At 74.3% G+C, this 13,279-nt stretch carries 13 protein-coding genes; 4 read left to right on the top strand and 9 right to left on the bottom strand.

The annotated features are described in order from the left end of the window. The first annotated feature begins 15 nt into the window (after window positions 1–15). The 4 genes from ASD33_RS12530 (at window position 16) to ASD33_RS12515 (ending at window position 5,039) form a co-directional block, all read left to right on the top strand. Window positions 16–894, top strand: a complete 879-nt coding sequence (locus tag ASD33_RS12530; protein ID WP_277922087.1) for a PaaX family transcriptional regulator C-terminal domain-containing protein — start codon at window positions 16–18, stop codon at window positions 892–894. Window positions 895–1,068: 174 nt separating this feature from the next. Beyond that, complete coding sequence (locus tag ASD33_RS12525; protein ID WP_056557920.1) at window positions 1,069–2,460, top strand: FAD-dependent oxidoreductase; 1,392 nt, start codon at window positions 1,069–1,071, stop codon at window positions 2,458–2,460. Between the two features lie 85 nt (window positions 2,461–2,545). Beyond that, the gene (locus ASD33_RS12520) at window positions 2,546–3,808 is read left to right on the top strand and encodes an MFS transporter (RefSeq protein WP_056557917.1); all 1,263 of its coding nucleotides are present in this window, start codon (window positions 2,546–2,548) and stop codon (window positions 3,806–3,808) included. Between the two features lie 136 nt (window positions 3,809–3,944). Continuing rightward, entirely contained in the window at window positions 3,945–5,039 is a 1,095-nt protein-coding gene (locus ASD33_RS12515) for a 5'/3'-nucleotidase SurE (RefSeq protein WP_157870036.1), read from the top strand. A gap of 82 nt (window positions 5,040–5,121) precedes the next feature. Here the strand turns inward: ASD33_RS12515 and ASD33_RS12510 are convergent, their stop codons facing one another. The 9 genes from ASD33_RS12510 to ASD33_RS12470 form a co-directional block, all read right to left on the bottom strand. Beyond that, window positions 5,122–5,871, bottom strand: a complete 750-nt coding sequence (locus ASD33_RS12510; RefSeq protein ID WP_056557984.1) for a dienelactone hydrolase family protein — start codon at window positions 5,869–5,871, stop codon at window positions 5,122–5,124. Window positions 5,872–6,031: 160 nt separating this feature from the next. Further along, the gene (locus tag ASD33_RS12505) at window positions 6,032–6,799 is read right to left on the bottom strand and encodes a 4'-phosphopantetheinyl transferase superfamily protein (protein ID WP_079044732.1); all 768 of its coding nucleotides are present in this window, start codon (window positions 6,797–6,799) and stop codon (window positions 6,032–6,034) included. 7 nt (window positions 6,800–6,806) lie between these two features. After that, a complete protein-coding gene (locus tag ASD33_RS12500) occupies window positions 6,807–8,063 on the bottom strand; it encodes an MFS transporter (RefSeq protein WP_056557913.1) in 1,257 nt (418 codons plus the stop codon). Window positions 8,064–8,207: 144 nt separating this feature from the next. Beyond that, window positions 8,208–8,486: a hypothetical protein gene (locus ASD33_RS12495; RefSeq protein WP_056557911.1), complete on the bottom strand. Its 279-nt coding sequence runs from the start codon at window positions 8,484–8,486 to the stop codon at window positions 8,208–8,210. 116 nt (window positions 8,487–8,602) lie between these two features. Beyond that, window positions 8,603–9,991: a glutamate synthase-related protein gene (locus ASD33_RS12490; RefSeq protein WP_056557909.1), complete on the bottom strand. Its 1,389-nt coding sequence runs from the start codon at window positions 9,989–9,991 to the stop codon at window positions 8,603–8,605. Next, complete coding sequence (locus ASD33_RS12485) at window positions 9,988–10,998, bottom strand: asparagine synthetase A (protein WP_056557907.1); 1,011 nt, start codon at window positions 10,996–10,998, stop codon at window positions 9,988–9,990. The genes ASD33_RS12490 and ASD33_RS12485 overlap by 4 nt, the downstream gene beginning before the upstream one ends. 122 nt (window positions 10,999–11,120) lie before the next feature. Beyond that, the gene (locus tag ASD33_RS12480) at window positions 11,121–12,473 is read right to left on the bottom strand and encodes a methylaspartate mutase (RefSeq protein ID WP_079044731.1); all 1,353 of its coding nucleotides are present in this window, start codon (window positions 12,471–12,473) and stop codon (window positions 11,121–11,123) included. Then, the gene (locus ASD33_RS12475; protein ID WP_056557905.1) at window positions 12,470–12,892 is read right to left on the bottom strand and encodes a cobalamin-dependent protein; all 423 of its coding nucleotides are present in this window, start codon (window positions 12,890–12,892) and stop codon (window positions 12,470–12,472) included. The genes ASD33_RS12480 and ASD33_RS12475 overlap by 4 nt, the downstream gene beginning before the upstream one ends. A 166-nt stretch (window positions 12,893–13,058) precedes the next feature. Further along, on the bottom strand, window positions 13,059–13,265 hold the full coding sequence (locus ASD33_RS12470) for an MbtH family protein (protein WP_056557903.1): 207 nt from the start codon (window positions 13,263–13,265) through the stop codon (window positions 13,059–13,061). Window positions 13,266–13,279: the final 14 nt, after the last annotated feature.

The following is a 13,279-nucleotide window of genomic DNA, read 5'->3' as shown; positions in this document are numbered from 1 at the left end:
GCCTACGCTGTCCCCGTGATCCCTCCCCGCCCCGAACAGGGACCCGAATCCGGCCCGGAGACGGCCGGACGCGGAGTCCCGCCCCGCCCCCAGTCCCTGATGCTGAGCTTCTTCGGCATCCACGTCCTCGGCACCGGCACCGCCCTGTCCTCGGCGAGCGTCATCGACGCCTTCGCCCGGGTCGAGGTGGGTGAGGACGCCGTCCGCTCGACCCTCACGCGCATGGTCGCCCGGGGTCTGCTCGCCCGCCACCGACGCGGCCGCAGGATGTACTTCTCGCTCACCGCCCGCGCCGCCCAGGTCCTCGCCGACGGCGAGGAGAGGGTCCGGCGCACGGGCGCCGTGAACGACGACTGGGACGGCACCTGGACCCTGGTCGGCTTCTCGCTGCCCGAATCCTGGCGCCGGGAACGCCACGACCTGCGCTCACGGCTCGTCTGGGCCGGCTTCGGCCCGTTGCAGAGCGGCCTCTGGGTCGCACCCGGCCGCGTCGAGGTCGCCCCCATCGCCGCGGAACTCGGGCTCGGCGACCGTATCAAGGCCTTCCACGGCGAGGCCGCCGCGCCCACCGAGGCCGGACCCCTGCTGCGCACCGCCTTCGACATCGACGCCATCGCCGGGGAGTACCAGGCCTTCCTGGCGCGCTGGGGCGACGGCGCCGCCCCCGCCGAGGCCCGGGACGACCTGGGCCGCCTGCTCCTGCTGCACACCGACTGGCTCGACCTGGTCCGGCGCGACCCGCACCTGCCGGCCGGACACCTGCCCGCCGACTGGCCGGCCGTCGGCGCGGAGGCGCTCTTCCGCGAGCTCTCCGGACGCTTCGAGCCCGGGGCGCGCCGGATCGCGGACGAGATCCTCGACCGCTGGGAACCGCCGGAGGAGCCGGGGGCGTAACCCCTCCGGGGCTTCGCCCGCCCAGGGGTGAAGCCCCAGGTCGGGGCCCCGGAAGGAGCCCGTCCGGGGCCCTTATGTCAACACCATTGACCTTGTTGTGTGCGCCGGAGTCTCATATCGGGAATTCGGAGGATTCCCTCGCCCGGGACACCTCCGCGAACCGAAGGAACTCCCATGGACCCCCTCGCCTCGCTCCGGGACGCCGACCCCACCCCGTTCTGGCTCGACGACCCCCGCCGTCCACAGCCCGCCCCCGCCCTCGTCGGCGGCACCACCTGCGACCTCCTGGTGGTCGGCGGCGGCTACACCGGTCTGTGGACCGCGCTCCGCGCGAAGGAGCGCGACCCCAACGCCGACGTGGTCCTCGTCGAGGCGGACGAGGTCGGCGGCGCCGCCTCCGGCCGCAACGGCGGATTCTGTGAGGCGAGTCTCACCCACGGCCTCGAGAACGGCCTCCAGCGCTGGCCCGACGAGATCGGCCTCCTGGAGCGGCTCGGCCGCGAGAACCTCCAGGCCATGGAGGACACCCTGGAGCGGTACGGCATCGACTGCGACTGGGAGCGCACCGGCTCCCTCGCCGTGGCCACCGAGCCCCACCAGGTCGAATGGCTCGCGGAGGGCGCCGAGGCCGCTGCCCGATACGGCGGCACGGCGACGCTCCTGGACGCCGACGCCGTCCGCGCCGAGATCGACTCCCCGACCTTCCTCGCCGGTCTGTGGAGCAAGGACGTGGCCATGGTCAACCCGGCCCGGCTCGCCTGGGGCCTCAAGCAGGCCTGTCTCGACCTCGGCGTCCGCATCCACGAGCGCACCCCCGCGACCTCGCTCGACGAACAGGGCGCCGTGGTCACCGTCGGCACCCCCTACGGCCGGATCACCGCCGGCCGCGTCGCGCTCGCCACCAACGCCTTCCCCTCCCTGCTCCGGCGCCACCGCCTGTACACCGTGCCCGTGTACGACTACGCGCTGATGACCGAGCCGCTCTCGGACGAGCAGCTGGTCAGTATCGGCTGGAAGAACCGCCAGGGCTTCTCGGACAGCGCCAACCACTTCCACTACGTGCGGCTCTCCGCCGACAACCGCATCCTGTGGGGCGGCTACGACGCGATCTACCACTACAACGGCCGGGTCCGCGCCGAGCACGACCGGCGGCCCGAGACGTTCGCCACCCTCGCGCGGCACTTCTTCACCACCTTCCCGCAGCTCGAAGGCCTCCGATTCACCCATTCCTGGGGCGGAGCCATTGACACGAGTACACGTTTCTGCGTTTTCTTTGACACGAGTCACCACGGCAAGGTCGCCTACGCGGCGGGGTTCACCGGCCTCGGCGTCGGCGCCACGCGCTTCGGCGCGGACGTGATGCTCGACCTGCTGTCCGGCGAGAGCACCGAGCGGACCGGACTGGAACTCGTACGCCGCAAGCCCCTGCCGTTCCCGCCCGAGCCGATCCGCTCGGTCGGGATCAACATCACCACCTGGGCCATGACCCGCGCCGACCACAACCAGGGCCGACGCAACCTCTGGCTGCGCACCCTCGACCGCTTCGGTCTCGGCTTCGACAGCTGAGCGGACAGCCGCACCGCCCGCTGTTCCTTCCCTTCGCATCACCCGCGCCGCCCCCTCCGGGGCGCGGCGCGGCAGGAGATCCCACATGAACGCACCCGATGCCCGGCCGACCGCACCGGCGACTCCGGAACCGGCCCGTGCCGCCGCGTCCGACCGCCGGAGCCTCTTCCGGCTGATGCCCATGCTCACCGTGGCGAACGCCGCGATGTACATGGTCTACATGGGCATCGGGGCCGTTCTCCTCCCGATCCAGGTCGAGCTCGTCGACCCGGCCGACAAGGTCGCCAACTTCGGCCTGGTCTCCGGTGTCTCGGCGATCTTCGCGACCCTCTTCAACCCGCTCGCGGGTCTGCTCTCCGACCGTTCCGGGCGGCGCAACCCGTGGATCCTGGGCGGCGGCCTCGCCGCCCTGGGCGCCCTCGCCCTCCTCGGCGCCGCCCGCACCGTCCTCCTGGTCACCATCGGCTGGTGTCTCGTCCAGGCGATGATGAACATCTACCAGGCGGCCCTGACCGCCGTGGTCCCCGACCGGGTCCCGGTCGAACGCCGCGGCCTGGCCTCGGCGATGGTCGGCATCGGCACCCCGATCGGCTCCGCCGTCGGCATCTCGGTGGCCGCCCTGTTCGTGCCCCACGACGTACCCATGGGATACCTCGTGATGGGCGCGGTGATCGCCGGCGCCGCCGTCCTCTTCACCGCGATCGTGCGCGAGGAGCGCCGCCCCGTCGCCCCGCCGGAGCCGCTGCGCGGCCAGCTCGCCGCCTTCGCCAGGACGCTCAGGTCGCACGACTTCCGCTGGGTCTTCATCGGCCGCTTCCTGATGATGCTCGGCTTCTTCTCGGTCTCGCTGTTCCAGCTGTACATCCTCCAGGACCACATCAAGCTTCCCCCGGGCACCAGCCCCACCGAGGCCGTCGCGTTCATCGCGCCCATCGACGCGGTCTGCACCCTGCTCGCCACGATCCTCGGCGGACTCCTCTCCGACCGCATCGGCCGCCGCAAGCCGATGGTCCTGCTCTCCTCCGCCCTCGCCGGCGTCGCGATGCTGGTGCCCGTCGTGAAGCCCGACTGGACCGGCATGCTGATCTTCACGGTCATCAGCGGTCTGGCCTTCGGCTGCTACATGGCGGTGGACACCGCGCTCGTCACCCTGGTCCTGCCCAGCGCCGACGACGCCGCCCGCGACATGGGCGTCCTCAACATCGCGAACGCCGGACCGCAGATCCTCGCCCCGTTCATGGCGTCCCTGCTCGTCGGCTCGGTCGGCTACGACGGCCTCTACATCACCGCCGCCGCGATCACCATGCTCGGCGCCGCCTCGGTCATCCCCATCAAGAAGGTGCGCTGACCCCACGAAGGGTGTGCCGGGCCGCCGAGGCCCCTCCCTTCCCCCTCACTCGCGGCCCCACCGGAGCCGCGACGCCGGGCGGCGCGACCTGACCGAGCACCGCCCGGCACCCCTCCTGATCGAAGGGACCTCGCGAATGTCCAGGACGATGCGCAGACTCGTCACCGCGGCAGCGGGAGCCGCGGTGCTCGCCGCCGTCGGTGTCACCGCGTACGCCACCACGCCCGTGGCCACCGCCCCCGCCCGGCCCGAGGCCGGCGCCACCGCCTCCCGCCCGCTCGCGGGCATGCGGATCCTGATCTCCAACGACGACTCGATGCAGGCCGCGAAGGCGAGCAACTCCGACGGTCTCGGTCTGTACGAGCTCCGCCGCGCGATGTGCGCCGCCGGGGCCGACGTCGTCGTCATGGCCCCCTGGCAGGTCCAGTCCGGCAAGGGCACCGCCGTCACCAACGGCGGCGTGCTCACCGCCCAGCGCCGCACCGCCCTGCCCGCCGGCTACGAGAACGACTGCGCCGGAGCCCCCGCCCGGGGCGCCGTCTACGGCGTGTGCGTCGCCGACGGGTCCTGCGCCAAGGACTCCCCGAGCGCCACCCCCGCCGACACGGTCAAGCTCGCCCTGCGCGCCGGACTCCGCGCGAAGGCCGGCTGGACCGAGGCCCCCGACCTCGTCCTCACCGGCATCAACTCCGGCCCCAACATCTCCGCGAACGTGAACGACTCCGGCACCGTCGGTGCCGCCGTCGGCGCCATCGACCAGGGCGTCCCCGCGGTCGCCTTCTCCTCGGCGGGCGACGAGAGCAACACCTTCTTCCCCCGCGTCAACTACCGCGCCAACGCCGAGTTCGGCGCCGCGTTCGTCGCGGGCCTCCGGCAGCGCGGACTGCTCACCGCCGACTTCGCCCTCAAGGTCGACTACCCCGACGTGAGCACGGGCCGGCCGGCGGGCGCGCCGCGCTGGACGAGCGTCGGCCACGGCCAGGCCGTCTGGCACGCGTACGAGCAGGTCGGCGAGGACTCCTTCGCCATCGACCTCGGCATCTGCGAGGAGGTGCCCGGCGAGGCGTGCACCGAGACCCGCGCGGACGCCGACTCCACCGCCCTCTTCCGGGACGGCCGGATCTCCGTCACCCCGGTGACCGCCGACCGCACCTACGGTGCCAAGGCGGCGAACCCCGCCACGCTGCGGAAGGTCCGCACCTACGTCGAGCACGGTGCTCCCCGCCGCTGAACCGGCCACCCGCCGCCGCCCCGCCGGACCCGCCCGCTGATCCCGGTCGGCCGCCGTGCGGGGCCGGCGCGACGGCGGAACCTCAGCCGGTCGCCAGGGCGCGGCCGAGCAGGGGGAGCAGCCGCTCCCAGTGGCGTCGCGTCCCTGAGGCGCTGAACGCGTCGGTGTCGGCCATGGTGAAACCGTGGACGGTGTCGGGGTAGACCTCCAGGGCGTGCCGGACGCCGGCGGATTCCAGCGCCCGGCCCAGCGTCCCGAGGTCCTCGGGCGACAGGTCGTTCACCGCGAGCCCGAAGTGGACCTCGGCGGTCACCTTCGGGACGAGCAGATGCGGGCTGTCCGGTCCGTCGGTGACCAGGGTGCCGGGGTGGAAACCGGCGACGGCGGCCACCCGGTCGGGGTGCGCCGCCGCCGTGCGCAGCGCGAGGACGGCCCCCATGCAGTAGCCCGTCACGGCGACCGGGCCGGCGTCGACCTCGGGCCGGGAGGCCAGGAAACCGAGGTAGGCGTCGGCGTCGCGCAGGACGCGCTCGGTGGTGTGCGCCTCGACGAGCGGCATCAGCCGCGCGAACAGTCCGGGCCTCGCCTCCGTCGAGAGGAACTCGGGAAGCTCGACCACCGGCGCCGTGCCGTGCCGGTAGTAGAGGTTGGGGGCGAGCACGTAGTACCCGTGCCCGGCCAGTTCGCGGGCGAGGTCCTCGATCGCCGGCCGCAGACCGATCGCGTCCGGGTACAGCAGCACCCCGGGCCTGCGCCCGCCCTCCTCGGGGAAGGCGACGAAGGCGTCGGCCTCGCCGTCAGGCATCGGTATCCGCAGCGTCTCCGTGTGCAAGAGGGGTACGTCCTTCCAGGGGTTCACGCCAGTAGATCACCGGGCGCGAGCCGCGAACAGCGGGTTCCGGACCGGTGAGGGCGAGAACAAGCCGTCGGGGAAGGGCCCGTCGCCCGCGGTGGCCGGCCGGGTTCACGGCCGGCCACCGGGGCCCCGCCCCTCACGGCAGGCTCAGGGCCACCGCCGCGCAGTGTCCCGAAGGGACGAGGACGTCGGTGAGGGACCAGCCGGGCGGCGCCGCGGGCACCGGCCCCGAACCCACGTAGTCCGCGGCCGGATCCTCGGACAGACCCACCCCCAGACCCTTCAGGTACGCCTCCTTGCGCGTCCACACCCGGGTGAAGGCGAGGGCGCGTTCGGCCTCGGGCAGCGCGGCCAGTTCCGCCGCCTCCCGGGGGTGCAGCACGTCGGCCGTCTCGGCGATCGTCTCCGGCGGCGGCACCGCCTCCACGTCCACGCCCACCGGCCTGGTCGCGAAGGCCAGCAGGCTCAGCCCCTCGCAGTGGGAGAGCGAGAAGTGCAGCGCGTCCCCCGGCAGCACCGGCCGGCCGTGCGGTTCCCCGCACCCCGGGCACGGGGCGCGCGAGACGGTCACCTCACGGGGTGCGAGGCCGAGGTACGCGCCCAGGAGCCGGCGCAGACCCACATGGGCGCAGAGGTACGCGTCCCGGTCCGCCTCCCGCAGGAACTCCGCGGCCCGGGCCAGCTCCTGACGGTCCAGCAGGGACGGGGCGTACCTGGCCGCGGTGACCCGGTGGGAGGCCGTGTCGACCAGCCACACCTGCGGCGCGCCGGGCCCCGGCGTGGAGGCGGGCGGCGGAGCCACGTACACGGCGGCCAGCGAGGCGGGCACCAGCGCGGGTGCGGGGGCGGCCGCGAGCGGGGACGGCGGGGGCTTCGGAGGTGACGTGGTGATCAGTTCGGTCATGGCGTCCTCACACCGTGGCGGGAGAGTCGTCGGGAACGGGAACGGCGGCGGCCGGTACGTCGGCCGAGGCCGGGGCGCGCAGCGCGAACAGCGCGAAGACCGGGGAGAGCACGGCCACCGCGCCGCAGAGCAGCCAGGTCTGCTGGACCCCGAGGCCCAGCGAGACCGTGCTGAAGAGGGCGATGGACACCGGCGCCGTACCGATGCCGGCCAGGGCGAGGGTGGACATCGCCGCCCCCATGTGGCCCTCGGGAGAAGCCTGCTGATAGACCGTCACGATTGCCGGACCGTTGAGACCGGACAGCAGGCCCACCCCCGCGGCCACCGCCGCCAGCGTGGCCACGGACGGCATCAGGGCCATCACCACGATGCCCGCGGCCAGCCCCGCGCCGCTCACCACCAGGCGGGCGAAGAGCGGGATGCGGTGCGCGAAGGCCGCGCCGAGTGCGCTCGAAGCGAGGGCTCCCGCACCGAAACAGGCGAGCACGCCACCGACCGCGCCGACCCCCCAGCCGTGATCGGTGACGAGCAGCGGCAGCGCGACCTCGGCCGGCCAGCTGAAGGCCAGGTCCATGGTGAAGGAGGCCAGGAACATCCAGCGCAGCCGGGGATGCGCCGCCAGCAGCCGGAAGCCGTCACCGGACCGCTTGACCAGCGACACCCCGGGCTCCCGGCGCGGCCGGGTGAAGCCCCGGGTGACGTACTGGGCGCACAGCAGCCACACGGCGCAGCTTCCCGCCGCCACCGCGAGCGCCACCCACAGGTGCCCCACGGTGATGAGCCAGGCCCCTGCGGGCGCGCCGGCGATCGGTGCGACCCGGAGGACCATCCCGTACAGCGAATTGGCGCGGGCCAGGTGCTCGCGGGCGGCGAAGTGCGGCAGGAGCACCCCGGACGCGGGACCGGTCAGACCGAGCAGCGATCCCTCGATGACGGCGACGAGCGCGAGCGGCCAGAGCCGGTCGGTCTCGGCCACCACCAGGGCGCCCGCCGCCAGGACGGCCACGCGCGCCGACGTGGCCCGCAGGATGACGATCCGGGGGCCGAGGACGTCCGCGACGGCGCCCCCGAAGATCAGCATCAGGGCCCGGGGGACGGTTGCCGCCAGCATCAGGAGGGTGACGGCCCGGGTGCCCCCGAGCTGGACGGCCGTCCAGTTCATGGCGATGAGCAGGGCGAAACTGCCGCCCTGTACCGCGGCCTGGCCGCCCACGAGGGCGCCCACCTTGCCCCAGTGCACGGTCGCCGGGGATGTCGTGGCCATGGGTGCTCTTTCTCTCGGTGTCACGCGGTCTTCGGGAAGGGGGGGATTGTCGTGCGGGGTGCGGGGTGCGGGGTGCGGGGTGCGGGGTGCGGGGTGCGGTCAGTGGCGGTCGTGCGGAACGGGGGTACGTGCGCGCCCGTGCGTTCAGCCGCGCGGGCGGACCCTCAGCCGCGCCGTGCCCGGGCCGCCGCGCAGTGCCGAGGCCACGGCGAGCGCCGCCGCCCGCTCCTCCGCGGCGACCAGGGCGGCCGCCTGACGGGCCGTGCGCGGGGCGGGCCCCCGGGTGCGGAGCTCCAGCCGGCCCCCCAGATAGCCCCGGCCCGCCGCGCGGAGGGCCCGCCCGGCCGCGGCGCAAGCCGGTCCGGCGCGCTCGGGGCACACGATGACCACCGGCAGTTCGGAGAGCGCGAACCGCGCGCGCACGGTGCCGAGACCCGCGTCGCCGCCCCTCCCCGTACCACCGGAGCCGGGGTGCCCGCCGGGCCTTCGGCCTCCCGGCCCGCGGCCGTCCCCGCCGGGACACGGTGCCGTCGGGGCGGTCACGACGGCCCTCCGGAGCCGCCCGCGTCCAGGGACGCCGGGACCGGCACGTCCGCCCCGGGGGCGGCGAAGGGGGCGCCCGGCCACCAGAGGTCCTCCGGCCCGAGGGCGTCAGCCGCGTACTTGCCGAGGGCACTCACCAGCAGCCGCGTCTCCAGGGCCAGCGCCTCGGCCAGCCGTACGAGGCCGTTCCCGGGGTCCTCGTCCACCGCGATCAGGGCCGCCCGGCCGAGGCCCACCGCACGGGCGCCGAGGGCGAGGGCCCGTACCGCCCTGCCGCCCTCCCACATGCGGCCGGTGGCGAGCAGGCACCCGTGGGTGCCCTCGGGACGCCCGCCCGAGGCGGCGATCAGCCGCAGGCAGTCCGCCAGGCTCAGGCCGACCTGGTCCAGGAAGACCCGGGGCGCCCAGCCCGTCCCGCCCTCGGCGCCGTCGACGGTGACGGCGTCCGCGCCGGCCCGCCAGGCGGTCGCCGCCGCTCGGGCCACGTCCCGGCCCGGGTGGAACTTCACCCAGGTGCGGGCCTTGGGGAAGTTGTTCCGCATGAACCGCAGCTGCTGGCGGACGATCTCCTCGGTGAAGGTGCCGGGAGTGGCACAGCGCAACCGGTGACCGCCGTCCTCCCCGTCCCCGTCACCGTCGCCGAGGACGTCGCGGACCGTGAACCGGCCCGCGAGACGCTCGGCGTCGGCCCGGCCGACGACCGTCATCCCGCCCAGGCCCGGCTTGGCCCCCTGGCCGGTCTTCAGCTCGAAGGCGAGCCGCCCCGAATCGAGCAGCGGCCGGGTCCCCGGGTCGCTGTAGACCAGGTTCCACACCTCCGAGTCGGCGTCCTCGGTGGACTGCTGGACCACCACCCCGCCGACCCCGTCGGCCACGCACTCCGTGTACGCGGCGATCCGGGCGAGCAGCGCCGAGCGCACGCCGTCCCCCGCACCGCGCCGGTAGCCGTGCACCGGCACCATGTTCTCGCCGATCACCATGGGGATGCCGAGCCGCGCCGCCTGCCGGCTCGCGGCCACGCCCAGGTCACCGCTGCCCGCCCGGGTGGAGCCGAACGCCGAGAGGAACAGCGGGAGTTCACTGGCGAACCCGCCCACGTCGGTACGCAGCTCCACGTCGTCGTGGCCCGGTTCACGGCCCAGCTCGATCAGCTTCTCCAGCCGCCGGGGCATGAACACCGGCGGAGCGATCCGCGCCCGGTCCAGGGCGTCCGGCCGCGGAGCCGGGAGCCCCGCGTCCGCCTGTCCGCCCGTTGGCGCGCCGCCGGTCTGGCCGTACAGCTCCGCGCCGTAGCCGTCGGCCGGAGGGAACACCTCCGCCGTGCCGTGCCGGGCCCGCGCGCGCACCGCGCCCTCGGGGAAGCCCGCCGCCCGCAGCCCGCTCACGGAGCCACCACCCCGGGGAGCTTCGGGTAGGCGCTGACCTGCCAGAGCGAGTCGAGCCCGGTGAGGAAGCGGACGAGCCGCTGGAGGCCCATGCCGAAGCCGGCGCTGGCCGGGATGCCCTCGCGCGCCAGGTCGAGGTACCAGGCGTACTTGGCCGGGTTCTCGCCGCTCTCGCGCATCCGGGTGACGATCGTGGCGTAGTCGGCCTCGCGCTCGCTGCCGCTCACCAGCTCGCCGTAGCCGCCGTGCGCGAGCAGGTCGAAGTTCCGCAGCACGCCCGGGTTCTCGGGGTCCTCGCGGTCGTAGAAGCCGCGCGAGCCCTTGGGGTAGTCGTTGACGAAGAAGGGCCGGTCGGCCTCCAGGGAGAGGATGCGCTCGCCCGTCCAGTCGATCTCGGCGTCCGGGCTCTGCGGATGCCCGCCGTTGACCAGGCGGCTGACCGCCTCCTCGTGGCTGCAGGCGTCGAACTTGCCCGTACGGAGTTCGGCGAAGTCCAGCTCGTCCCGGCCGAGTTCGGCCAGCACCTCGGGAACGGCCGTCCACACGTGCTCGACGATGTGGGTGAGCATCCCGGCGGCCACGTCCTGCGCGTCCTCCCGGCTCGCCCCGGCGATCTCCACGTCGATCTGGTGGAACTCGACGAGATGCCGGCCCGTCGACGCGGTCTCCTCCGGCTCCACACGCACGTTGGGGGCGATGTAGAAAAGCTTGGGGAAGCCGTGCAGCGAGGCCTGCTTGTAGAGGATCGCGCTGGTCATCAGCTTGTACGGGTGCCCGTAGTAGTCCACGTCCAGGGCCTTCGCGCCGCGCCCGCCCGGGTCCGTGACCGGCCCGACCAGCGGCGGCAGCAGCTCGGTGAACCCCTCGCCGCGCAGGAACTCCCGCGCCGCGTACAGGGCTTCCTGCTGGACCAGCATCGCGGCGCGCAACCGGGAGGAACGCAGGTGCTCGCCGAGGGGCGGCGGGGACTGGGGGGCGGGGGCGGGGTGGGGAGTGGGCTGTTCCATGGGACGACTCCGTTCGGAGGGTCGGGCGGTGGGATGAGGTGCGCGCGGTTCGCTCGGGACGGGCGGTGGAGTGAGGTGCGCTTCGGTGCGCTCGGGGTGGGCCGGGTCGGCGCGCGGCGGGTTCAGCGGCAGTCGGCCGTGTCGTCGCGCGCCGTGTCGAAGCGGGCGGCCACCCCGTGCAGGGCGGTGAGCAGCCCGTCCGAGGTGAGCGCCGACCGGGCGCCGGCGACCAGGGACGGCGCCACCGGCATCGCCCCCGCGTCCGCCCAGCGCAGCCGGCCGCGGTCGTCGACGAAGCTGCGCGCCCGGCCCGCGTTGTCGGGGTGCAGGCAGTACGGGACGTCGAGGTGGCCGCGGGCGAACGCGGTCCGCAGCGCCCGGCCGAGGTCGGCGTCGAGGTCGAGGACCGCTTCGACGAGCGCGCGGGCCTCCGCGTACACCTCGCTGTCGGCGCCGTCCGGCCCGGCGTCGCCACCGGCCGGGTGCTCCGTCAGGACGGCCGTGGACGCGGCCGTCTCCAGCGCGCGGACGTTCTCGTCGACGGTCGGGATGCGGTGGGCCTCGGCCGCCGTCTTCACGATCAGCCGGTGCGCCCCGGACCGGACCGCGAGCCGGGCGGAGGCCTCCAGGAGCCGGGTCGCGCCGTGCGCGGTCCGGGGGAAGACCCCCATGTACGTGTAGAGCACCACGTGCCGGTCCACCTCGGCCGGGAGGAACTCCGCGGCGAGCCGGCGCAGCGCCCGTACCGCCTCCTCGTCCTGGACCGGGTCGGTCTGCTGGGCGTAGCTCAGCGAGACGCTGCGGATGCCGTGCCGGGCGAAGAACAGTCCCTCCAGGAGGCTGAGCGCCACGAGCAGCCCCGGCGGACAGAGCTGGCCGAGCATGCAGCCGCCGAAGGTCTCCAGGTGCGGCACCCGGGGTTCGGGGACCAGGGACGCGAGCAGCTCGCAGCCGCGCGCCCAGTTGTCGACCGACTCGGCGAGCGGGGTGCGGCCGTAGGGCAGGCAGTACGAGACCGGGCCGCCCTCGGTGGCGTCCAGGCCCGCCGCGGCCAGCGCGCGGATGATCGCCTCGGGCCGCGAGGAGCCGTGCCGGACCTGGACGGGGAAGGTCGCGTCGAGCAGACCGTCGAGGAGGTCGCGGGTAAGGGCCGTGGGGTGGCTGGCGATCGGGTAGCCGTTGAGCGGCACCCCCTCCGCCAGGGAGGCGCGGGCGCCCGCCGCGTCGCCCACCCGGGTGTAGCTGTCGATGGTGAGGGTGCCGACGGTGGTGGCCGCGGCGGCCTTGGTGCGCTCCAGGCCCGCCCGCATCAGGTGCGGGTCGCCGAAGCCCATCCGGGGCTGGACGACGAGCCGGCCGTCGGCGGCCGCCGCCGCCACGAACGCCCCGAAGGAGCGGGCGGCGGGCACCCCCGGGGAGTCGGCCGGACCGGCCGTCCCCCGCCGGGCGGACGGGGCCAGGATGCCGCTGGTCATGCCGTGACCCGCAGGGCGCGGGAGCGGTCGAGAGCGGCGACGAGGGTACGGAGCCCGTCGACGTCCCCGTCGTCGAACACCGCGTCGCAGCCGGCTTCGAGGAGACGGGCCGCCCGCTCGGGGTCCCGGGTCCCGGCGACCCCGAGCTTGCCGCCGATGACGACGGGCGTCGTGCCGAGGCCGGGCTCCGTGCGGAGCCGGCGCACGGCCGACAGGCCGTCGCGGTAGCCGTGCCCGTTGACGCTGCTGATGACCACCAGGCCGGGCGTGTGCGTGTGGCACGCGGCGGCCAGGCGGTCGTCCGTCACACACGGGCCGAGGTTGACGACCCGGTGCCCGAGCTCCTCCATGAGGAGCTCCAGATAGACCAGATTCCATGTGTGGGAATCGGATGCGGTGCCGGTCAGCAGAATCTTCATGGCTTCACCCTAGAATTCGACAAGCGGCGCGGGGGGAAGTTGGAGCGGCAGTTCGACGGCAGTGATCGGAAGTCGGGAATCGGAAAAGGGCCGGGCCCCGCGGGAATCCGCGGGGCCCGGCCCTTCCTTCTTCGCGGTCGGCGGAGAAGTGTCGTGCGCGAACGTGTCACGCGTACTGCGCGACGAGGCTCTTCGGCCGGATGTCCGTCCAGTTCCGCTCGACGTAGGCGAGCGCGTCCGCGCGGCCGGCCGCCTCAAGGACGACCTCCCAGCCTGCGGGAACGTCCGCGAACGTCGGCCACAGGGCGTGCTGGCCCTCGTCGTTCACCACGACGTGGAAGATACCGTCGGCGTCGTCGAAGGGGTTCGTCATCTCGGTCTCCTTGA

This window comes from Streptomyces sp. Root1304 (assembly GCF_001426405.1).
GTDB lineage: Bacteria > Actinomycetota > Actinomycetes > Streptomycetales > Streptomycetaceae > Streptomyces.
The sequence above is the reverse complement of the archived record's forward strand: the minus strand, read 5'-3'. Positions and strand labels throughout refer to the sequence as shown.